Origin of the sequence: uncultured Cyclobacterium sp. (assembly GCF_963977555.1) — a bacterium.
Lineage (GTDB): Bacteria > Bacteroidota > Bacteroidia > Cytophagales > Cyclobacteriaceae > Cyclobacterium.
In genome coordinates this window covers 237650-252783 of the sequence record NZ_CAXBPD010000008.1, presented here as the reverse complement: position 1 = coordinate 252783, position 15134 = coordinate 237650, and the positions used below count along the sequence as shown (strand labels likewise).

Here is a 15134-nt window from a genome sequence, read left to right as displayed (position 1 = left end):
ATTTAGTAGATACTTTATAGGGCTTAGTTTCGAACTAAGAATTCAATAATAATAACCACGGGTGGCACCCGTGGACAGGAAAGTACTCATCAAATCTGTAACCCTGGAAGGGTTGAACAGGAGACTAGGAGCTGGAAAGCCATTATTATAGAAAGCTACATATTGTCTTCTTTAGGGTTTCCTGATAGCCTAATTTATATAAAATCCTTTTCCGTATTAATAGAGAAGTATACCAGCCTCTAGTCTACTACGACATTTTTGCTAAAAACAAATTTTATACTAACCTTTAGCGTTAGTAACGCGTAAAAGTATTATGATAATATCGTTTGGCTCTAAAAGAGACTGAAAAAATTTGGAACGGTATCCGTGTCAGAAAAATGCCTATAGATATACAAACTATAGGGCGTAGGAAATTAAGAATGCTTAATAACTCTCAGGATATACCGGATTTACGCATTCCACCTTCCAACCGACTGGAAAAGTTGACTGGAAAACTAAACGGATTTTATAGTATTAGGATTAACAAGCAATGGGGGATAATATTTCAATGGGATAATGGAAACGCTAAAGAAGTTGAAATAATTAACTATCATTAAATAAGCATTAAAGATGGAGAAATTAGCAAATGTACACCCTGGCGAAGTTTTAAATTTTGAATTTCTTGAGCCACTCGAGATTTCGGCTTACCAACTTTCAAAAGATTTAAAAATACCTCAAACAAGGATTTCGGAAATAATAAAAGGAAGACGTAGGATTACAGCGGACACAGCCCTTCGTTTGAGCAAATATTTTGGGAATTCTGCTAAATTTTGGCTAGGACTTCAAGACGATTATGATATTGAAGTAAAAAGTGATGAAAAAAAAGGGGAATTGGAAGATATTCCTAAATACGAAAATAAAAATCTTGCCTAATAATTGAGCTAAATGATGCGATTAAGGCTTCGGTTCCTAATAGTCCTGTGCGGTCAGGATTCGGACTGAGCTTTCGATAGCTTCCTGGGATGGGGATAGGATCAGTTTTATTGGCCTGGTCTTACCAGTGATTTTGGTTCAAGCTTGCCATTATATGCCGTTCTCCGGTCTTGTAACAAAGACAATTTTCGAGTAGTTAAGCTGTTTTTTCTACTTCTATTATGACTTGCCTATCTCGGTTTAATAAAATGGAAGATGTTGTCCGACTACCTATTATAAGCTACCTACCTTTTGGCATTTCGATTCATTATTAACACTATTTTTACCTAAATTTTGGCTAAAGCCGAGTGCTGTATTACCGGCTTTAAAAATGGGCTAAAGCCCTTTCCTATTGAGAAGTTAATTCTTGAAATATGGCTTATTTGATATTCAAGAATTCAATAATAATAGCCACGGGTGGCAACCGGGGATAGGAAAGTAACCATCAAATTTGCAACCCTGGAAGGGTTGAAAATGAGCCTTGGAGCTGGAATTGATATTTTATGATGGGAGCCCACTTATTGTGCGGAATTAGGAAACAGGGATATTATTCTTTTCCTGCTAGTTGTTGATCATTTGCTTCGTTGTATCTTTATAGGGAATGGAGAAATGGCCATGAGGCGAGAAGCAATTCAACCAAACTATTCATGGGATGATAATTTGTATTGCACAAACATGTTCTGAAAAAGGAAACATTCAATTGAACATCCAAAATCACTTGGAATTAATTCAACGTGCCATAAAGCACAATGCTGACCTGATTATTTTCCCTGAATTGTCTATAACCAACTACGAACCTTCCATTGCCAGAAAGCTTGTAACAGCTGTAGATAACAGCCTTTTCAATCCATTTCTAGAACTTGCGGATAGAAATAAGATTACGATTGGTTTAGGCATGCCTACAAACTCTACTGAAGGAATAAACATCAGTATGTTGATTTTTCAGCCGAACCATAATGGAGCTGTGTATTCCAAGCAAATATTACATCCAGACGAGCTACCGTACTTTGTATGTGGAAACAAACAATATTTACTAAATATTAAAGGAAAAAAGATTGCGTTTGGGATTTGCTATGAAACCTTACAAGGAGAACATTTTAAAAATGCCCACCACCTTGGAGCTGATATTTACATTGCAAGTGTAGCAAAATCTAAAGACGGTATTGTAAAGGCCTACAAGTATTTTTCCAAAACCGCAATTACATACAAAACCCCAATTTTAATGTCGAACTGCATTGGTCCCTGCGACAACTTTATTAGTGTGGGACAAAGTGCAATATGGAACAAGGATGGTCACATAATTGGGGAATTAGATGACAAAAATCAGGGGTTATTAATATATGATACGGTAAGTGAATTAACAGGAATTGAACAAATATAAATTAGGCAAAAAAGTAATTATTTGGTCGATTTTAAAATTAATACCAATTAATTTCGGGATGTGTTATTTGTAGTGTTTAATGGCCAAACGAATCGGTATATTAAGGGTTCTCAAAATTATTTTGAACATGTACAAAGATCAGTTCATACCGTTTGCAACTATGGTTGCTATAGGAAATGGTTTTCGGTTTACTTTTTTACGGCTTGTGAGGTTTAACTTTTCGATATTAGCTTTATAGTTGCATTGGCTAGGGTACAATATTGCCTGATTTAGAAAAGGTTTGATTAATAATGAGCTGATAGTTAACTTATTATTATTATTTTAAAGTTTTAATAGGGGTGCAATGAATAGACGCTACGGTATTGCGTACTTGTCTAAGTAATTGCTTCCAAACCAAGTCTTAGAAAGGTTAACCATTCTTTATGAGAATTGTATGCTTAATTGTATTATTAATTATTTCTTCCCTAAGAACGGTTGCTCAACAGGACTTTATTAATTCTTACCCAGATTCAATTGACAAGAAGCGTTTAAACACTGCGATTGGAATTGAAGTTGGCAGTTACTTGGCAGGTCTTTCTTTCTTGAACTATATCTGGTACAAAGATCATGAGCGTGTTCCCTTTCATTTCTACGATGACTCAAAAGGGTATTTACAAATGGATAAGTTTGGACATGCTTTTGGAGCATATAGAGAAAGTTATTCAGCTTACTACGCATTGAGAAGAGCGGGTGTAGACAAAAGAAAAGCACTTATTTATGGAGGACCAATAGGCCTAATCTTCCAAACACCAATAGAAGTTTTTGATGGCATGTATGAAGGCTGGGGCTTCTCTTGGTCAGACATGATTGCAAACACATTAGGGTCTACTCTATTTATTATCCAGGAAGCGGTTTTTGACGAACAGGTATTTCTTATGAAATTCTCCTATTCTCCCAGCATATATCCAAATTACCATACCCACCTTGGAGAATCGCATTTAGAACGATTTTTCTTAGATTACAATGCCCATACTTACTGGTTCTCTGGCAATCTACAGCAACTTACTGGTTTAGAAAAAATCCCTCCATGGCTCAATATTGCATTTGGATACAGTGCAAATGGGATGATTTATGAATTTGAAAATCCTAAGTTTTATCAGGGAGAGCCCTTTCCCAATTTAGAAAGGTACCGACAATACCTATTCTCATTAGACATTGACTTCACCAAAATTCCTACCAATAAAAAATGGTTGAAAAGGGTGTTTAGGTCGGTTAACCTTATTAAGATTCCATTTCCTGCTATTGAAATTAATAGGGTGGATGGTATTGTATTTAGTCCTATTTACTTCTAACAGCTTTTCCGAACAAATAAGCTACCATGATGCAAAGCAGCCAAAACCAATCCTAATTTCAAATCACTAATCAGCCTGTTTTTTTATCATAGAAAGCCTTCTCAGTGGAGTGGCTGAGTCCTATTTATTAATGCTGGGTAACCAAGCTCAGCTTATCAATACCTGCCAACAATGCCTACATTGAAATTCCCCATAGGCCCGTAACCTCCTTCAAAAAAGAACCCGAAATTTTTGGTAGGGTAAAAACCAACACCGGTCAATAATCCTGCAGAATAATTGAGGTCTTCATCTGTTCGATATAACGTGTAGTTAATCTGATCTTCAGGCAAATGACCACTATACCTGTCAAACTTATCCGTTACGGAGTTTAATGTTACACTGGCATAATACCGCACATAAACATCCCATTTCTCTGGCTTAAGATTAAGTTGTAATTGTTTGCTCAAAAATGAGGTAAAGTGTACGGTAACTCTTATTCCTATAGGGATGAAATTTTGGTCGTAATATAAAACTTTACTGTCTGAGCCTACTACAGATAAAAAGGAATATTGCCTCTTTTGATAACCAACGAATACCCCTGTGCTTATAAATTCCCCAAGACCATAATCAAAAAACAATTCTTTGTAAAGATCATTGTTGCCTTGTAAATACCTGGTGTTATTTAGGGAAGTTGCCAGGCCAACTATTTTTTTTCCCTTTACTGAATAATCCTCAGCATTTTGTTGGGCAAATGCAGTTATTCCTGTGACTATAAAAAAGGCTGCTGCCAATGCTATTATGTTCATAATCAAATTTTTAAAAGGGTGATTCTCGTACCCAATAGATCCCAGCTTTAAAGTGCACCAATTATTTTGATTACAGTGGCTTAAATATTTAATACTAGTTAAAATTAAACTAAGTTTTAAATAATTCAAAATAAAGCTAGCTTATGTCATTTTTTAAGAGGGTTCGATGCGTAAACATGAGGATGCAAAACCAAGCGCAACCTCGGTTTCGATTAAGGAGGTAGAAAGGATCGAATGCCTTTCACCTGATTATCTTCCTTCCTGGTATTTTTTATCCCCCTTATCTATCCCTTAAAAAAAACCTTTCTTCTCTTATACAATTGGATCAATGAATTTTAGGGCAAAAATCGTATATTATCAAATCTTTTTCAAAATAACCAAATTCAAATACGATGAAAAAAATAGTATTATTTGCTGCTTTATTCCTGGTTCTGTTTCAGGTAAAGGCAGAATTAGAATTGCCTAAAGTTTTTGCTGACCATATGGTACTGCAAAGAGGCCAGGAAATACCTGTATGGGGTAAAGCAGACCCGAAACAATGGGTAAATGTGACCTTTCAGGGCAAAAAATACCGTGTAAAAGCAGATAAAGAAGGACAGTGGATGTTGAAAATGGACGCTTTCCCAAAAGGAGGTCCCTATATTCTTTCCATTAATACCAAAAAAGACTCCAAAGTTTTGGAAAACGTTATGATGGGCGATGTTTGGTTGCTCGGTGGCCAATCCAATATGGAGTGGCCATTGACAAAGACCATTGGTGGTGAAGACAGTATCAAAACAGCGAACCATCCCAATATCCGACTTTTTGAAGTGGGAAGAAACCTAAGCCTTGAGGAGATAGAAGAAGTTCCTGAGGCCAAATGGTCCATTTGTTCTCCCGAAACCGTAGCTAATTTTTCTGCCATTGGTTATTATTTTGCCAGAAGAATTGAGTCAGATATGGACGTAGCCATAGGACTTTTGGACATCAATTGGGGGGGAACACTTTCAGAGGCATGGACGAGTGCAGATGCTTTATTGACACATGCAGATTTCAAGGAAAGGGTAACCACAAACCAAACTGAAGGGCCTAAGGATTTTTCTGATCCAAACTTAGAGAAAAAGAGTCCAAACAGTTGGCCAACCAGCTTGTTTTATGGGATGCTTGAACCAATAATTCCATTTGCTATCAAAGGAGCCCTGTGGTATCAGGGTGAATCCAATGCATCAAGGGCTTACCAGTACAGGGAAATCTTCCCTTTAATGATTGAAGACTGGAGAGCACAGTGGGGTCAGGGAGACTTCCCTTTCTTATGGGTACAATTGGCGAATTTCAAACAGCCTAAAGCTGCTCCTGAAGACAGTGATTGGGCAGAGTTAAGAGAAGCACAAACCATGACATTGTCGCTTCCCAATACTGCTCAAGCAGTTATCATCGATAAAGGTGAAGCAGGGGATATTCACCCTAGAGACAAATGGACTGTAGGAGAGCGTCTTGCAAAAGGAGCCAAGAAAATCGCTTACGATATGGATGTTGTTTACAGTGGACCTACCTATAAATCCATGGAAATCCAGGGAAACCAAATCCGTATAAGCTTTGATCATGTAGGTTCTGGCCTAATGGTGAATGACAAATATGGTTATGTCAAAGGATTTGCAGTGGCAGGTTCCGACAAGAAATTCCATTGGGTATCCGGACAGCAAGATGGCGATCAAATCGTATTGCAAACCGGGGACATCAAAAACCCAGTTGCTGTAAGGTACGGTTGGGCGGACAATCCTGATGATGTCAATGTGTACAATAAAGAAGGGCTTCCTGCCAATCCATTCAGAACAGACGATTGGAATGGCATTACTTATGGTAAAAGATAAGTTTGCTCAATAAATATAAACCTCCGGACAGTTGCAATAATAAATGCAATTATCCGGAGGTTTTTTTTATGGGTGAAAGGATTCGAGGTATAGAAAAATATATCGATAATAGAAATTTCGTCAGTATTGATGCAAAAAAAGGCAACAATACCGCCAAAATCATTTAGTGTACATTCATTGAACCTCGGGCAGCACCCGTGGCTGAGATATTACGTCCATTCTTGGCTGATGAAATTGAAATCTTTAATGTTAATTTAATAGAATTAACTTTTTAAAAGTAAACGCTAAAGTATTAGATGGTATTCTAAGACCTCGGCAAAAATGGACAGGAAGAGATAAGGGTAACCAGTAGGTCAAGCCATTAAATCATATTAAGTGGTTAATTTATACCTGTAATTATATGCTTTAGAAGGGATTACGCAAAAGGGGTTTTCGTGATTTGATCATATAAGGGAAGGTTTATCGCCTATTTCGGGGGCAATTACCAAAATTTAATTTTTTCTATGGCAGTGATTAGCCTCTGTATGTCCTCAGGAAATACATGGCCGATATGGCCTATTCTAAAAGTAGCCGCTTTGGACACTTTACCTGGATAAATTACAAAGCCTTCTTCTTTGAGCAAATGGTACAATTTATTGAAAGAAAAGTCAGGACTTGAAGGCTCATGAAAGGCCGTAATAATGGGGGACTGGTCTTTTTCAGGAAGAAAAGCTTCAATTCCCAAATTTTTCATTCCCCTTACCAAAGTTTGGTGGTTACTGACATACCTATGGTGCCGGGTAGAAATTCCGCCCTCTTCTTTTAATTCTTCGAGGGCTTGTAGAAATGCCCTCACGGTATGCGTAGGAGAGGTAAACCGCCATTTTCCTGGGTCATTTTCCATCGCCTCCCATTGGTCATAAAGGTCTAAAGAATGGCTTTTAGAATTGCCTTTGCATGCTTGAAGAACATCCTTGCGGACAATAACAAAACCAAAACCAGGTACGCCTTGGATACATTTATTGGCACTACTGATCAGAAAATCAATTTTAGGAGCTCGGATGTCAAGCGGTATACCTCCAAAACTGCTCATGGCATCCAGAATAAAACACTTGTGGTATTGCTCTGCCAGCAAAGCGATGGGTGCATAATCATTTAGCATCCCTGTGGTGGTCTCACTGTGAACCATCCCGATATGGCTGATGTCTGGATTTTGCTTAAGCAATTCCTCGACTTTTTCCGGGTCAGGTTGTAAGTGCTCTTCCATTTCCATCACTTCCAAACTTATGCCCATCAAGGAGACGATCTTACCCATTCGCTTACCATAAGCACCATTAGAAAGCACCAATATTTTATCATTGGGCTTCAAACAAGTCCACAAAACTGCTTCAACAGAAAAGGTGCCACTTCCCTGCATCAAAACGGTAGTGTAAGCATCTCCACCATTACTTAAGTCTAATAAAGAGCTGCGGATATTTTGCACGATTGTTTTGTAATCTTCATCCCAAGTGCACCAGTCGCGGTTCATGGCTTCCCTAACTGTTTTACTAGTGCTCAAGGGGCCTGGTGTAAGCAGTAAATAAGGATTTTCAGGTATCATTTTAAGTAAATTTCGGTGGTTTCTTTAATCAAATATAATTGATATTGAAATTGGTTTCTGTTAAAAAGGGATATTATTAATGAAAAAATCCCAGACGGACAAGCATGCTCTTGGTCTGGGATTTTCTTTTTTTTAGCTTAATTTAGTCCAATGGGATCAATGAACTGTCTTTTAATATTCAAAAAGACTTATGCTAAAATACTTTTGGCTATCTGTGAAATGATGATCCGTTTTAAACCCTGCGTTTTCCCTTAATTGAATCAAATCACTGATATTGTATTTTTGGGAAATTTCCATGTGCACAGGTTCGTTTTTCTCAAAATCGATGGCTTGGCCTCCCACTTGAACATTTTGCTTAATTTTACTAATGAGGAAACTTTTGGTAGTGCCGCTTAACGGATCGTAACTTGCATAATGATCGTAATTTTCAGGAATAAAATTACCCTCCAATTCTCGGTTAATGCGGTGTAGCAGGTTCAGGTTAAACCTTTTTGTAATGCCTTCAGGATCATCGTAGGCTTTTAATATTGTTTGAGGGTGCTTTTTCAAATCTGCACCCAGCATAAATAAATCTCCTTTTACTAAATATTGACGAACGAATTTTAGAAATGCTACGGCCTTTTCCCCTTCAAAATTGCCAATATTACTTCCCAAGAAAAGTACAATTTTCGGGTTTTTACGAGGTTTTATTTTTTCTAAAGTCTCAAAATAATCCCCTGCAATAGGCAATATGTTTAAGTCTGGAAACTTCTCAATTAAAAAATCTTTGTTGACCTCAAGGATTTCAGGAGATATATCAAGAGGTAAGTAATTTATTGTCTTCTCTGACTTTAATAAGGCGTCTAGGAATAAGGCCGTTTTAGTTCCATCTCCAGCCCCAAGTTCTACTACATCATAGGTAGGGTTTGGAAGACGGGAAATTATCTCCTGACTCTTTTCGGTTAAAATTTCTGTTTCGCAGCCTGGCAGATAATAGCTTTTCATCTGCATAATTTCCTGAAATATTTCAGACCCTTTTTCATCGTAAAAATACTTCGAAGAAAGCTGTTTGGGTGCTGAGTTAAGCCCTTCAAGGATATCTCTTTTAAAAATGGTATTCATCATAATGATTTGGCAAGTCTTATTCCTGAAAAAATCCATTGGGAGGAAGGTGCAAAGAAATTACGGTAAGTCTTTCTGCTATGGTTTTTGGCTGTGGCGGTAGAGGCGCCTCTGAGCACTTGTTGGTTGACCATGAATTTACCATTGTATTCTCCCAAAGCACCTGGGGCTTTTTGAAAGCCTGGATAGGGCAGGTAGGCGCTTGATGTCCATTCCCAAAGTTGACCCCAGCTAAATTGGTCTGCTGCTACTTCCCATTCAAATTCGGTGGGCAATCTCATTCCCTTCCATTCGGCAAAAGCAAAAGCCTCATAATAGCTAAGATGTTGTACAGGTAAATCTGGATTTACTTCTTTGAGTCCGTTAAAAGTATATTGATGCCATTTACCTTCAATTTTATGCCAATACAATGGCGCCTTAATTCCCTTTTCATTAATAAATTCCCAACCATCAGAATGCCACAAGTTAAAATTAGTATATCCTCCGGATTCAATAAATTGAATGTATTCCCCATTGGATACGAGATTTTTAGAAATACTATAGGGCGCTAGAAAGACACGGTGTTTTCCTAGTTCATTGTCATAAGAGAAGCCATCACCGGAAAAACCAATTTGTTTTATTCCCTCTGAAACTTCGACCCATTCGTTATTCTTGTCTTCAGGTTTATTTGAAAAATGATCCCCGTAAGTAGGGAAAGTAGGCTGATTTCCAAGAATGTATTTAATGTCATAAACCAGGAGTTCCTGATGTTGTTGTTCGTGGTTGATGCCTAATTCGATTAATTCCATTATTTGGCTGCTAAGTTCTCCCTTTTCAGCAAATTCCAATACAGCATTGGTAACATATTCTCGATATGCCATCACCTGGGAAACTGGAGGTCTACTCATCAGCCCTCTATTGGGGCGCAAAACCCTTTCTCCAGCATTGTTGTAATAGCTATTGAACAAATAGGCAAAATCTTGATCATATACCTTATAGTCGCTATTGAAAGGGATAAGCAAAAATTGTTCAAAAAACCAAGTACTATGAGCCAAGTGCCATTTGGGTGGTGATACCTCAGGTATAGGCTGAGGAACAAAATCTTCCACTTCGAGCGGAGCACATATTTTTTCTGTTTGTTGGCGACAATTTTTGAATCTGTCTAAAAGTAATGATCGAGTGGGTACTTCTTGCTTTAATATCCCTGCCATGAAAACTATCTTTTGTTGGGTTTATAATGCTAACAAATAAAAATAGGGATGGTTTTCACCGTCCCTATTTTTTTAAGCAATTATCGGGCTAAAATTTATTTAACCAACTATATATTAGTCATAAAGTTCTACAATCATCTCTATTTCAACGGAAATGTTAGAAGGCAATGAACCCATCCCTATGGCTGCTCGGGCATGTTTTCCTTTCTCACCGAATACTTCTACCATCAAATCAGAAAAGCCATTGATGACTTGTGAATGTTGCGTAAAAGAAGGGTCTGCATTGACCATACCTTTGGCACGAACGATGTTCTTCACTCTGTTAAGATCACCTATTTCAGCTTTCAAGGAAGAAAGTAGTGAAATGCCTGCAAAACGAGCAGCAGCTATGCCTTCTTCAAGACTTATTTCACTGCCTAATTTACCAGTAACCTGAGAGCCATCAGGTCTATCTGGCCCAGTACCTGCCAAGTATACTACATTGCCCAAGGTTTTGGCTTTAAGGTAATTGGCAGTAGGTGGTTTAGGCTTAATAAGTTCAATGCCCAAATCTTTGATTCTCTGTTCGGCATCCACACCATCGGTGCCTTGTTCTGTAGCGCTCCCATTTTTATCTGAAGGATTGGACGATGGTGGTCCACCACATCCTGCTAGACATAAGAAAGGAATCAACAGTAATAATGTAATTTTTCTCATCGTATGATTTATTTTTTTAATTTAACCTTTTAGGGGTGCTTTATTTTTGAAAGTTTTGGATCAAGTTGCCAAAGGAGGTCCTCCTGGTACGTTGATTTTTTCTTTCCGCTGTTTGCTTTGCCATTTCTTAGCGGTGAATTTAGCAGTAAGGTATTCACCCATGAAAACATCTCCAGCGATTTCACCATTTTTTACTTTGCCAGTAAACATATAGACGATAGAATCGCCAGGTTTCCTGAAATGGCTACGGATTTTTACTGTATCACCATCAATTGTTCCATACAAATCCTGCTCTGCAAAATCACTGTTATGAATTCCATTCAGCCAGTTTCCATCTTGCTCAATTAGCATGCTATGCGTGCTTTCACTGCTGAAGAAGGTCATTTCGACATTCCATCTACCTGAAATATTTGCAGCTGGTGAAGCCATTGAAGTATCAGGTGTAGGTCTCTTTTCGGAAAGGGTATCGTGAAGTCGGTTGGCAACCACTTTTGCTTCGCCATCCTGCATTTGGCTAGGGGTAACATTGATAGAAGTCATTCCATCTTTTCCACCGCTTCCAATTGCAATTCTTGGTTCTGACCTACCGAATAACTCAGCCACTTCATCACCTGTAATATTGAATTGTTTAGGATCCCAACTAACTATTAATCCTGGGGCTCTATTGTTAAGGCCTTCAGGAATCGTGATTTCGTGAGTAACTCCTTTTAATTTGGTGACTTTATTAGCGATGAGATTTAGATATTCCATCCATTTATCCCATTCTTTTTCATGGTCTCTGGTGGTCCAGGCTTCCACCGCTGCTAGCATGCCTAGCATTTCTTCTTTGCCGACTTTATTGTCTCTTCCGGGTCCGTGATGGGGAGAGCTTGCCTGCCAAGCAGAAAGCATTAGGTCTTTCTTACCTAGCAAAAGTCCAGCACATTGAGGGCCACACATGGCTTTTCCACCACTATAGGCAACCATATCTGCTCCACGATCAAAGTGGACAACCGGAATACTTAAGTTTTCAGCAGCTGCATCCACCATAATTGGTATGCTTTGTTTTTTTGCAACTTTTGCAATATTCTCTACTGACATAGGCTGTCCAGTAGCAGAGCTTCTGTTTGCAAGCAAATAGATCATTGCTGTTTTAGGATTAATGGCTTTTTCCAGCTCCTCCATGCTCTCTACTTCTACCACTGTTATGCCAATGTTTCTAACAGCATGGTCATAAACATTTCTGGAATGCCTTGGGATGATTACTTCAGTTTTATCCAATCCCGAAAGGTCAGGTATTCTAAGTAATTTTTCAGGATTACCTCCTGTGACACAAGCAGCAGTACCATGCTTCATCGCCGCTGCACAACCAGCAGTGACTATACCAAACTCAGCCTTGGTGATTTCAGCAAGCCTTTCGCCAATGGCAAAAGCCAATTCATCGTATTGAACGAAGTTTTTTGAGGCTGCAGCCATTGCGGCATGTACCTCTGGTCGCTCAATTGACCCACCTATAATGGTGAATGTACCCCTACAATTGATAATTGGAACCACTCCAATTGACTTATAAATATCTTCATCAAGGGCTAGTGGTCCCTTGGCAGTATTATTTTCCGTCGAAGCCATAAGTGGCGACATACTCATTAGGCTTCCTCCAACCGGAAGGATGGCCAGGTTTTTTAACATTTCTCTTCTATCCATAATTTTAGTGGTATTTGTCTGCTGCCAATCCATTTAGGTCATAAACGACCTTCCCATCTTTCATGGTCAGCTCTGTTTCTAATTTATATTTACCTTCAATTTTCTTTTTCCCTGCATCAATAAAACCAAACTCCCCGATGTGCAATTGGAGCAAAGTAAGATCGGCCACTGCTCCTACACTTAGGTGCCCCAGGTCGGTTCGATGTATGGCCTGAGCAGTTTTCCATGAAGCTTTTTCAATTACCTCTTCTATGCCCATTCCGATATTGATGAATTTTGACATGACATTTAACATGTTCTTCATACCGCTATTCATACTGAAACGGTGTAGGTCTGTACCAAATGAATTTGGAACCAAACCCTGCTGGTAGGCAGGAATAGCTTGACTAAACCAAAAGCCAGCTCCTCCATGGCCTACATCGAAATTTATACCCCTGTCATAAGCCGATTTTACAAATGGGTGAAGCCTTCCTTCTGCATCTATGATGGGTAACCTTTCGTCTATTTCTTCAAAACTGTGAGTAATGATGTCTCCCGGTCTCATTTTGTTCAATTGATCTTCAAGTGAATACTCGGGCAAATGGCATTCTACAAGTAAAGGCTTGTCAGCTCTTCCAGAAGCTTGAAGCGCATTTTCAAAAGGAAGCCAGTCTGTACCCGTATAATGTCCAATTTTAATCCCTAAAAGGATATCAGGATACTGCATTAAGGTCTCATATGCCTTTTCGGCATTCATGTCTGATAGGTTTTCTTGAGTAGAACCCCCACTCATCCCCGTTCCGGCAATATTTAGAAATGCCAGGACCCTAGTATTTGAGGCATCGATTACATTTGCCTTAAAAGTCTCGAAATTTCGCCATCCCGAAGTGCCTGCGTCTACGACTGTGGTAATGCCCGAGCGAAAGCTGAAATCGTCAGGGGAAACACTGTTAAAACCATCTGCAAACGTTTTGCTTTTGCTACCAACAAAAACATGCGTGTGCGGATCTATCAAACCAGGACTAAGAATCAGTCCGGAAGCATCAATTACCTTCTTCGACAGAGTGGCAGGGATATTTCTAGAAACAACCGCGATTTTCCCATCTGATACCGCAATATCCATGGTGTCACGAATTTCATTCTTAGCATCTATTAGATAAGCCCCTTTGATAAGAATATCATATTCCTGGCCATTGGCCTGCAAGGTGTAAGCGATACAGAAGCATATAATAAGAAAAAACCTCATGGTTGTTTTTTACGAATTTTACTATTTAAACTCTGATTCCCAATGAGGCATACTCAAGCCGTTTAAGTCCCAAACAACCCTTCCTGCCCTGATGGTCATTTCAGTTTCCAATCGCCTGTCTCCATCTATTTTGGTTCTTCTGATGTCTAAAAACCCAAAATCTCCTTCTCTAAGTGTAAATACAGCAATGTCTGCTTCGGTTCCTACCTCCAAGTGACCCAAATCTTTTCGGTTAATTATTTTGGCAGGATTCCATGTTGCTCTTAGTACGACTTCTTCTAGGGTCAATCCCATGTTCATGAATTTTGACAATAGGTTTGCCATGTCTTTAAAGCCACTGTTCATGCTTTGGCTATGAAGATCAGAGCTTATTACATCGGGTAAAAACCCTTGTTGTATCGATGGAATAGCCTGACGAAAGGAAAAAGCACCGCCACCATGGCCTACATCGAAATGAATACCTCTTTTCTGCGCTTCAAATATAAAGGGCTTCACCTTAAGGTCTTCATCTACCACCGTTTCTCTATTACTAGGCCCATAGGAAAAAGTGTGTGTAAAAATGTCACCCGGTCTTAGGTGCTTCATAAACAATGCTTCAATAGAGTTGGTTGGTTGGTGTTCACCGAAATCCACCATTACGGGAACTTCGGCCAATTTACCAGCTTCTACCGCCAGGTCTACCTGGGTGAAATCTCCCCAATAATGGGCTGATTTTATCCCAACCAAAATATCAGGAAACATTTTTGTGATCATATTGGCGGTCATGGTTGGGTTCATGTCTGTGACATCTTGTTCCTCCAACCTGCCGTACATCCCAGTACCTACTATATTCAATAGTGCCAATACCCTTGTTTTGGATTGGTCGATGGTCTGTTTTTTGAATTGGCGAAAATTTCGCCATCCAGAAGATCCAGCATCAACTACAGTAGTCACACCTGACCTGAAAGTAAAACCATCAGGAGGTAAACTGGTCAATGCATTGGCAATATAGGACTCGGTATCGGCACCATTAAAAACATGTACATGCATGTCTATAAGCCCAGGGGTTACATAATAACCTTTTAGATCGATGGTTTTTTTTGCTGTGTTTTCCGGAATGTTTTTGGCTATCTTTACAATATCCTTTCCAGTAATGCCAATGTCCATGACCTCACTAATCCCATTTTTGGGATCGATTACATGGCCACCTTTAAGCAACAGGTCAATGTCTTGGGCATTGGCAGTAAGAGAAATCAGTAGGCAGGTGATAATTGCAAATGATTTATAAAGGAGCTTAGTTAAAGTCATTGGGTGTGAATAAGGTTAGTGACTGTATCACGAAGGAAAATGGGTCTATCCTTAAAAGAGGATCGGAAATATTGCAAA

Annotated in this window: 12 protein-coding genes and 1 pseudogene; 5 read left to right on the top strand and 8 right to left on the bottom strand. The window is 38.9% G+C overall.

Annotation, left to right across the window (positions count from 1 at the left end; translation table 11 throughout):
• Positions 1–313 precede the first annotated feature (313 nt).
• The 4 genes and pseudogenes from AAC073_RS12360 to AAC073_RS12345 all read left to right on the top strand — a co-directional run bounded on the left by AAC073_RS12360 (position 314) and on the right by AAC073_RS12345 (position 3663).
• Positions 314–596 (top strand): annotated as a pseudogene (locus AAC073_RS12360) (type II toxin-antitoxin system RelE/ParE family toxin).
• A gap of 13 nt (positions 597–609) precedes the next feature.
• Positions 610–912: a HigA family addiction module antitoxin gene (locus tag AAC073_RS12355; RefSeq protein ID WP_339924146.1), complete on the top strand. Its 303-nt coding sequence runs from the start codon at positions 610–612 to the stop codon at positions 910–912.
• 691 nt (positions 913–1603) lie between these two features.
• On the top strand, positions 1604–2332 hold the full coding sequence (locus AAC073_RS12350) for a carbon-nitrogen hydrolase family protein (RefSeq protein ID WP_339924145.1): 729 nt from the start codon (positions 1604–1606) through the stop codon (positions 2330–2332).
• Positions 2333–2754: 422 nt separating this feature from the next.
• Positions 2755–3663 (top strand): DUF2279 domain-containing protein, encoded by a 909-nt coding sequence (locus tag AAC073_RS12345; RefSeq protein WP_339924144.1) that lies wholly within the window; start codon positions 2755–2757, stop codon positions 3661–3663.
• 155 nt (positions 3664–3818) lie between these two features.
• On the opposite strand, the gene AAC073_RS12340 is transcribed toward AAC073_RS12345, so the two are convergent.
• Complete coding sequence (locus AAC073_RS12340; protein ID WP_339924143.1) at positions 3819–4448, bottom strand: hypothetical protein; 630 nt, start codon at positions 4446–4448, stop codon at positions 3819–3821.
• 392 nt (positions 4449–4840) lie between these two features.
• On the opposite strand from AAC073_RS12340, the gene AAC073_RS12335 reads away from it, so the two are divergent.
• Complete coding sequence (locus AAC073_RS12335) at positions 4841–6298, top strand: sialate O-acetylesterase (protein WP_339924142.1); 1458 nt, start codon at positions 4841–4843, stop codon at positions 6296–6298.
• A 481-nt stretch (positions 6299–6779) separates the two neighbouring features.
• Here AAC073_RS12335 and phnW read toward each other — a convergent pair whose 3' ends face one another.
• The 7 genes from phnW to AAC073_RS12300 form a co-directional block, all read right to left on the bottom strand.
• Positions 6780–7877, bottom strand: coding sequence for a 2-aminoethylphosphonate--pyruvate transaminase (phnW, locus tag AAC073_RS12330; RefSeq protein ID WP_339924141.1), 1098 nt, complete (start codon positions 7875–7877; stop codon positions 6780–6782).
• A gap of 171 nt (positions 7878–8048) precedes the next feature.
• The gene (egtD, locus tag AAC073_RS12325; protein WP_339924140.1) at positions 8049–8981 is read right to left on the bottom strand and encodes an L-histidine N(alpha)-methyltransferase; all 933 of its coding nucleotides are present in this window, start codon (positions 8979–8981) and stop codon (positions 8049–8051) included.
• On the bottom strand, positions 8978–10168 hold the full coding sequence (gene egtB / locus AAC073_RS12320) for an ergothioneine biosynthesis protein EgtB (protein ID WP_339924139.1): 1191 nt from the start codon (positions 10166–10168) through the stop codon (positions 8978–8980). The genes egtD and egtB overlap by 4 nt, the downstream gene beginning before the upstream one ends.
• A gap of 114 nt (positions 10169–10282) precedes the next feature.
• Complete coding sequence (locus AAC073_RS12315; protein ID WP_339924138.1) at positions 10283–10864, bottom strand: RidA family protein; 582 nt, start codon at positions 10862–10864, stop codon at positions 10283–10285.
• 60 nt (positions 10865–10924) lie between these two features.
• Complete coding sequence (locus AAC073_RS12310; RefSeq protein ID WP_339924137.1) at positions 10925–12544, bottom strand: aminotransferase class V-fold PLP-dependent enzyme; 1620 nt, start codon at positions 12542–12544, stop codon at positions 10925–10927.
• A gap of 4 nt (positions 12545–12548) precedes the next feature.
• The gene (locus AAC073_RS12305; protein WP_339924136.1) at positions 12549–13769 is read right to left on the bottom strand and encodes an amidohydrolase/deacetylase family metallohydrolase; all 1221 of its coding nucleotides are present in this window, start codon (positions 13767–13769) and stop codon (positions 12549–12551) included.
• Positions 13770–13790: 21 nt separating this feature from the next.
• Positions 13791–15056, bottom strand: coding sequence for an amidohydrolase/deacetylase family metallohydrolase (locus tag AAC073_RS12300; protein WP_339924135.1), 1266 nt, complete (start codon positions 15054–15056; stop codon positions 13791–13793).
• Between the last annotated feature and the right edge of the window lie 78 nt (positions 15057–15134).

Coding starts and splice junctions, on each gene's coding strand:
- AAC073_RS12310 (WP_339924137.1), bottom strand. CDS start 12,544: ATGGATAGAAGAGAAATGTTAAAAAACCTGGCCATCCTTCCGGTTGGA.
- AAC073_RS12335 (WP_339924142.1), top strand. CDS start 4,841: ATGAAAAAAATAGTATTATTTGCTGCTTTATTCCTGGTTCTGTTTCAG.
- AAC073_RS12315 (WP_339924138.1), bottom strand. CDS start 10,864: ATGAGAAAAATTACATTATTACTGTTGATTCCTTTCTTATGTCTAGCA.
- egtD (WP_339924140.1), bottom strand. CDS start 8,981: ATGATGAATACCATTTTTAAAAGAGATATCCTTGAAGGGCTTAACTCA.
- AAC073_RS12355 (WP_339924146.1), top strand. CDS start 610: ATGGAGAAATTAGCAAATGTACACCCTGGCGAAGTTTTAAATTTTGAA.
- AAC073_RS12305 (WP_339924136.1), bottom strand. CDS start 13,769: ATGAGGTTTTTTCTTATTATATGCTTCTGTATCGCTTACACCTTGCAG.
- AAC073_RS12345 (WP_339924144.1), top strand. CDS start 2,755: ATGAGAATTGTATGCTTAATTGTATTATTAATTATTTCTTCCCTAAGA.
- AAC073_RS12300 (WP_339924135.1), bottom strand. CDS start 15,056: ATGACTTTAACTAAGCTCCTTTATAAATCATTTGCAATTATCACCTGC.
- egtB (WP_339924139.1), bottom strand. CDS start 10,168: ATGGCAGGGATATTAAAGCAAGAAGTACCCACTCGATCATTACTTTTA.
- AAC073_RS12340 (WP_339924143.1), bottom strand. CDS start 4,448: ATGAACATAATAGCATTGGCAGCAGCCTTTTTTATAGTCACAGGAATA.
- AAC073_RS12350 (WP_339924145.1), top strand. CDS start 1,604: ATGATAATTTGTATTGCACAAACATGTTCTGAAAAAGGAAACATTCAA.
- phnW (WP_339924141.1), bottom strand. CDS start 7,877: ATGATACCTGAAAATCCTTATTTACTGCTTACACCAGGCCCCTTGAGC.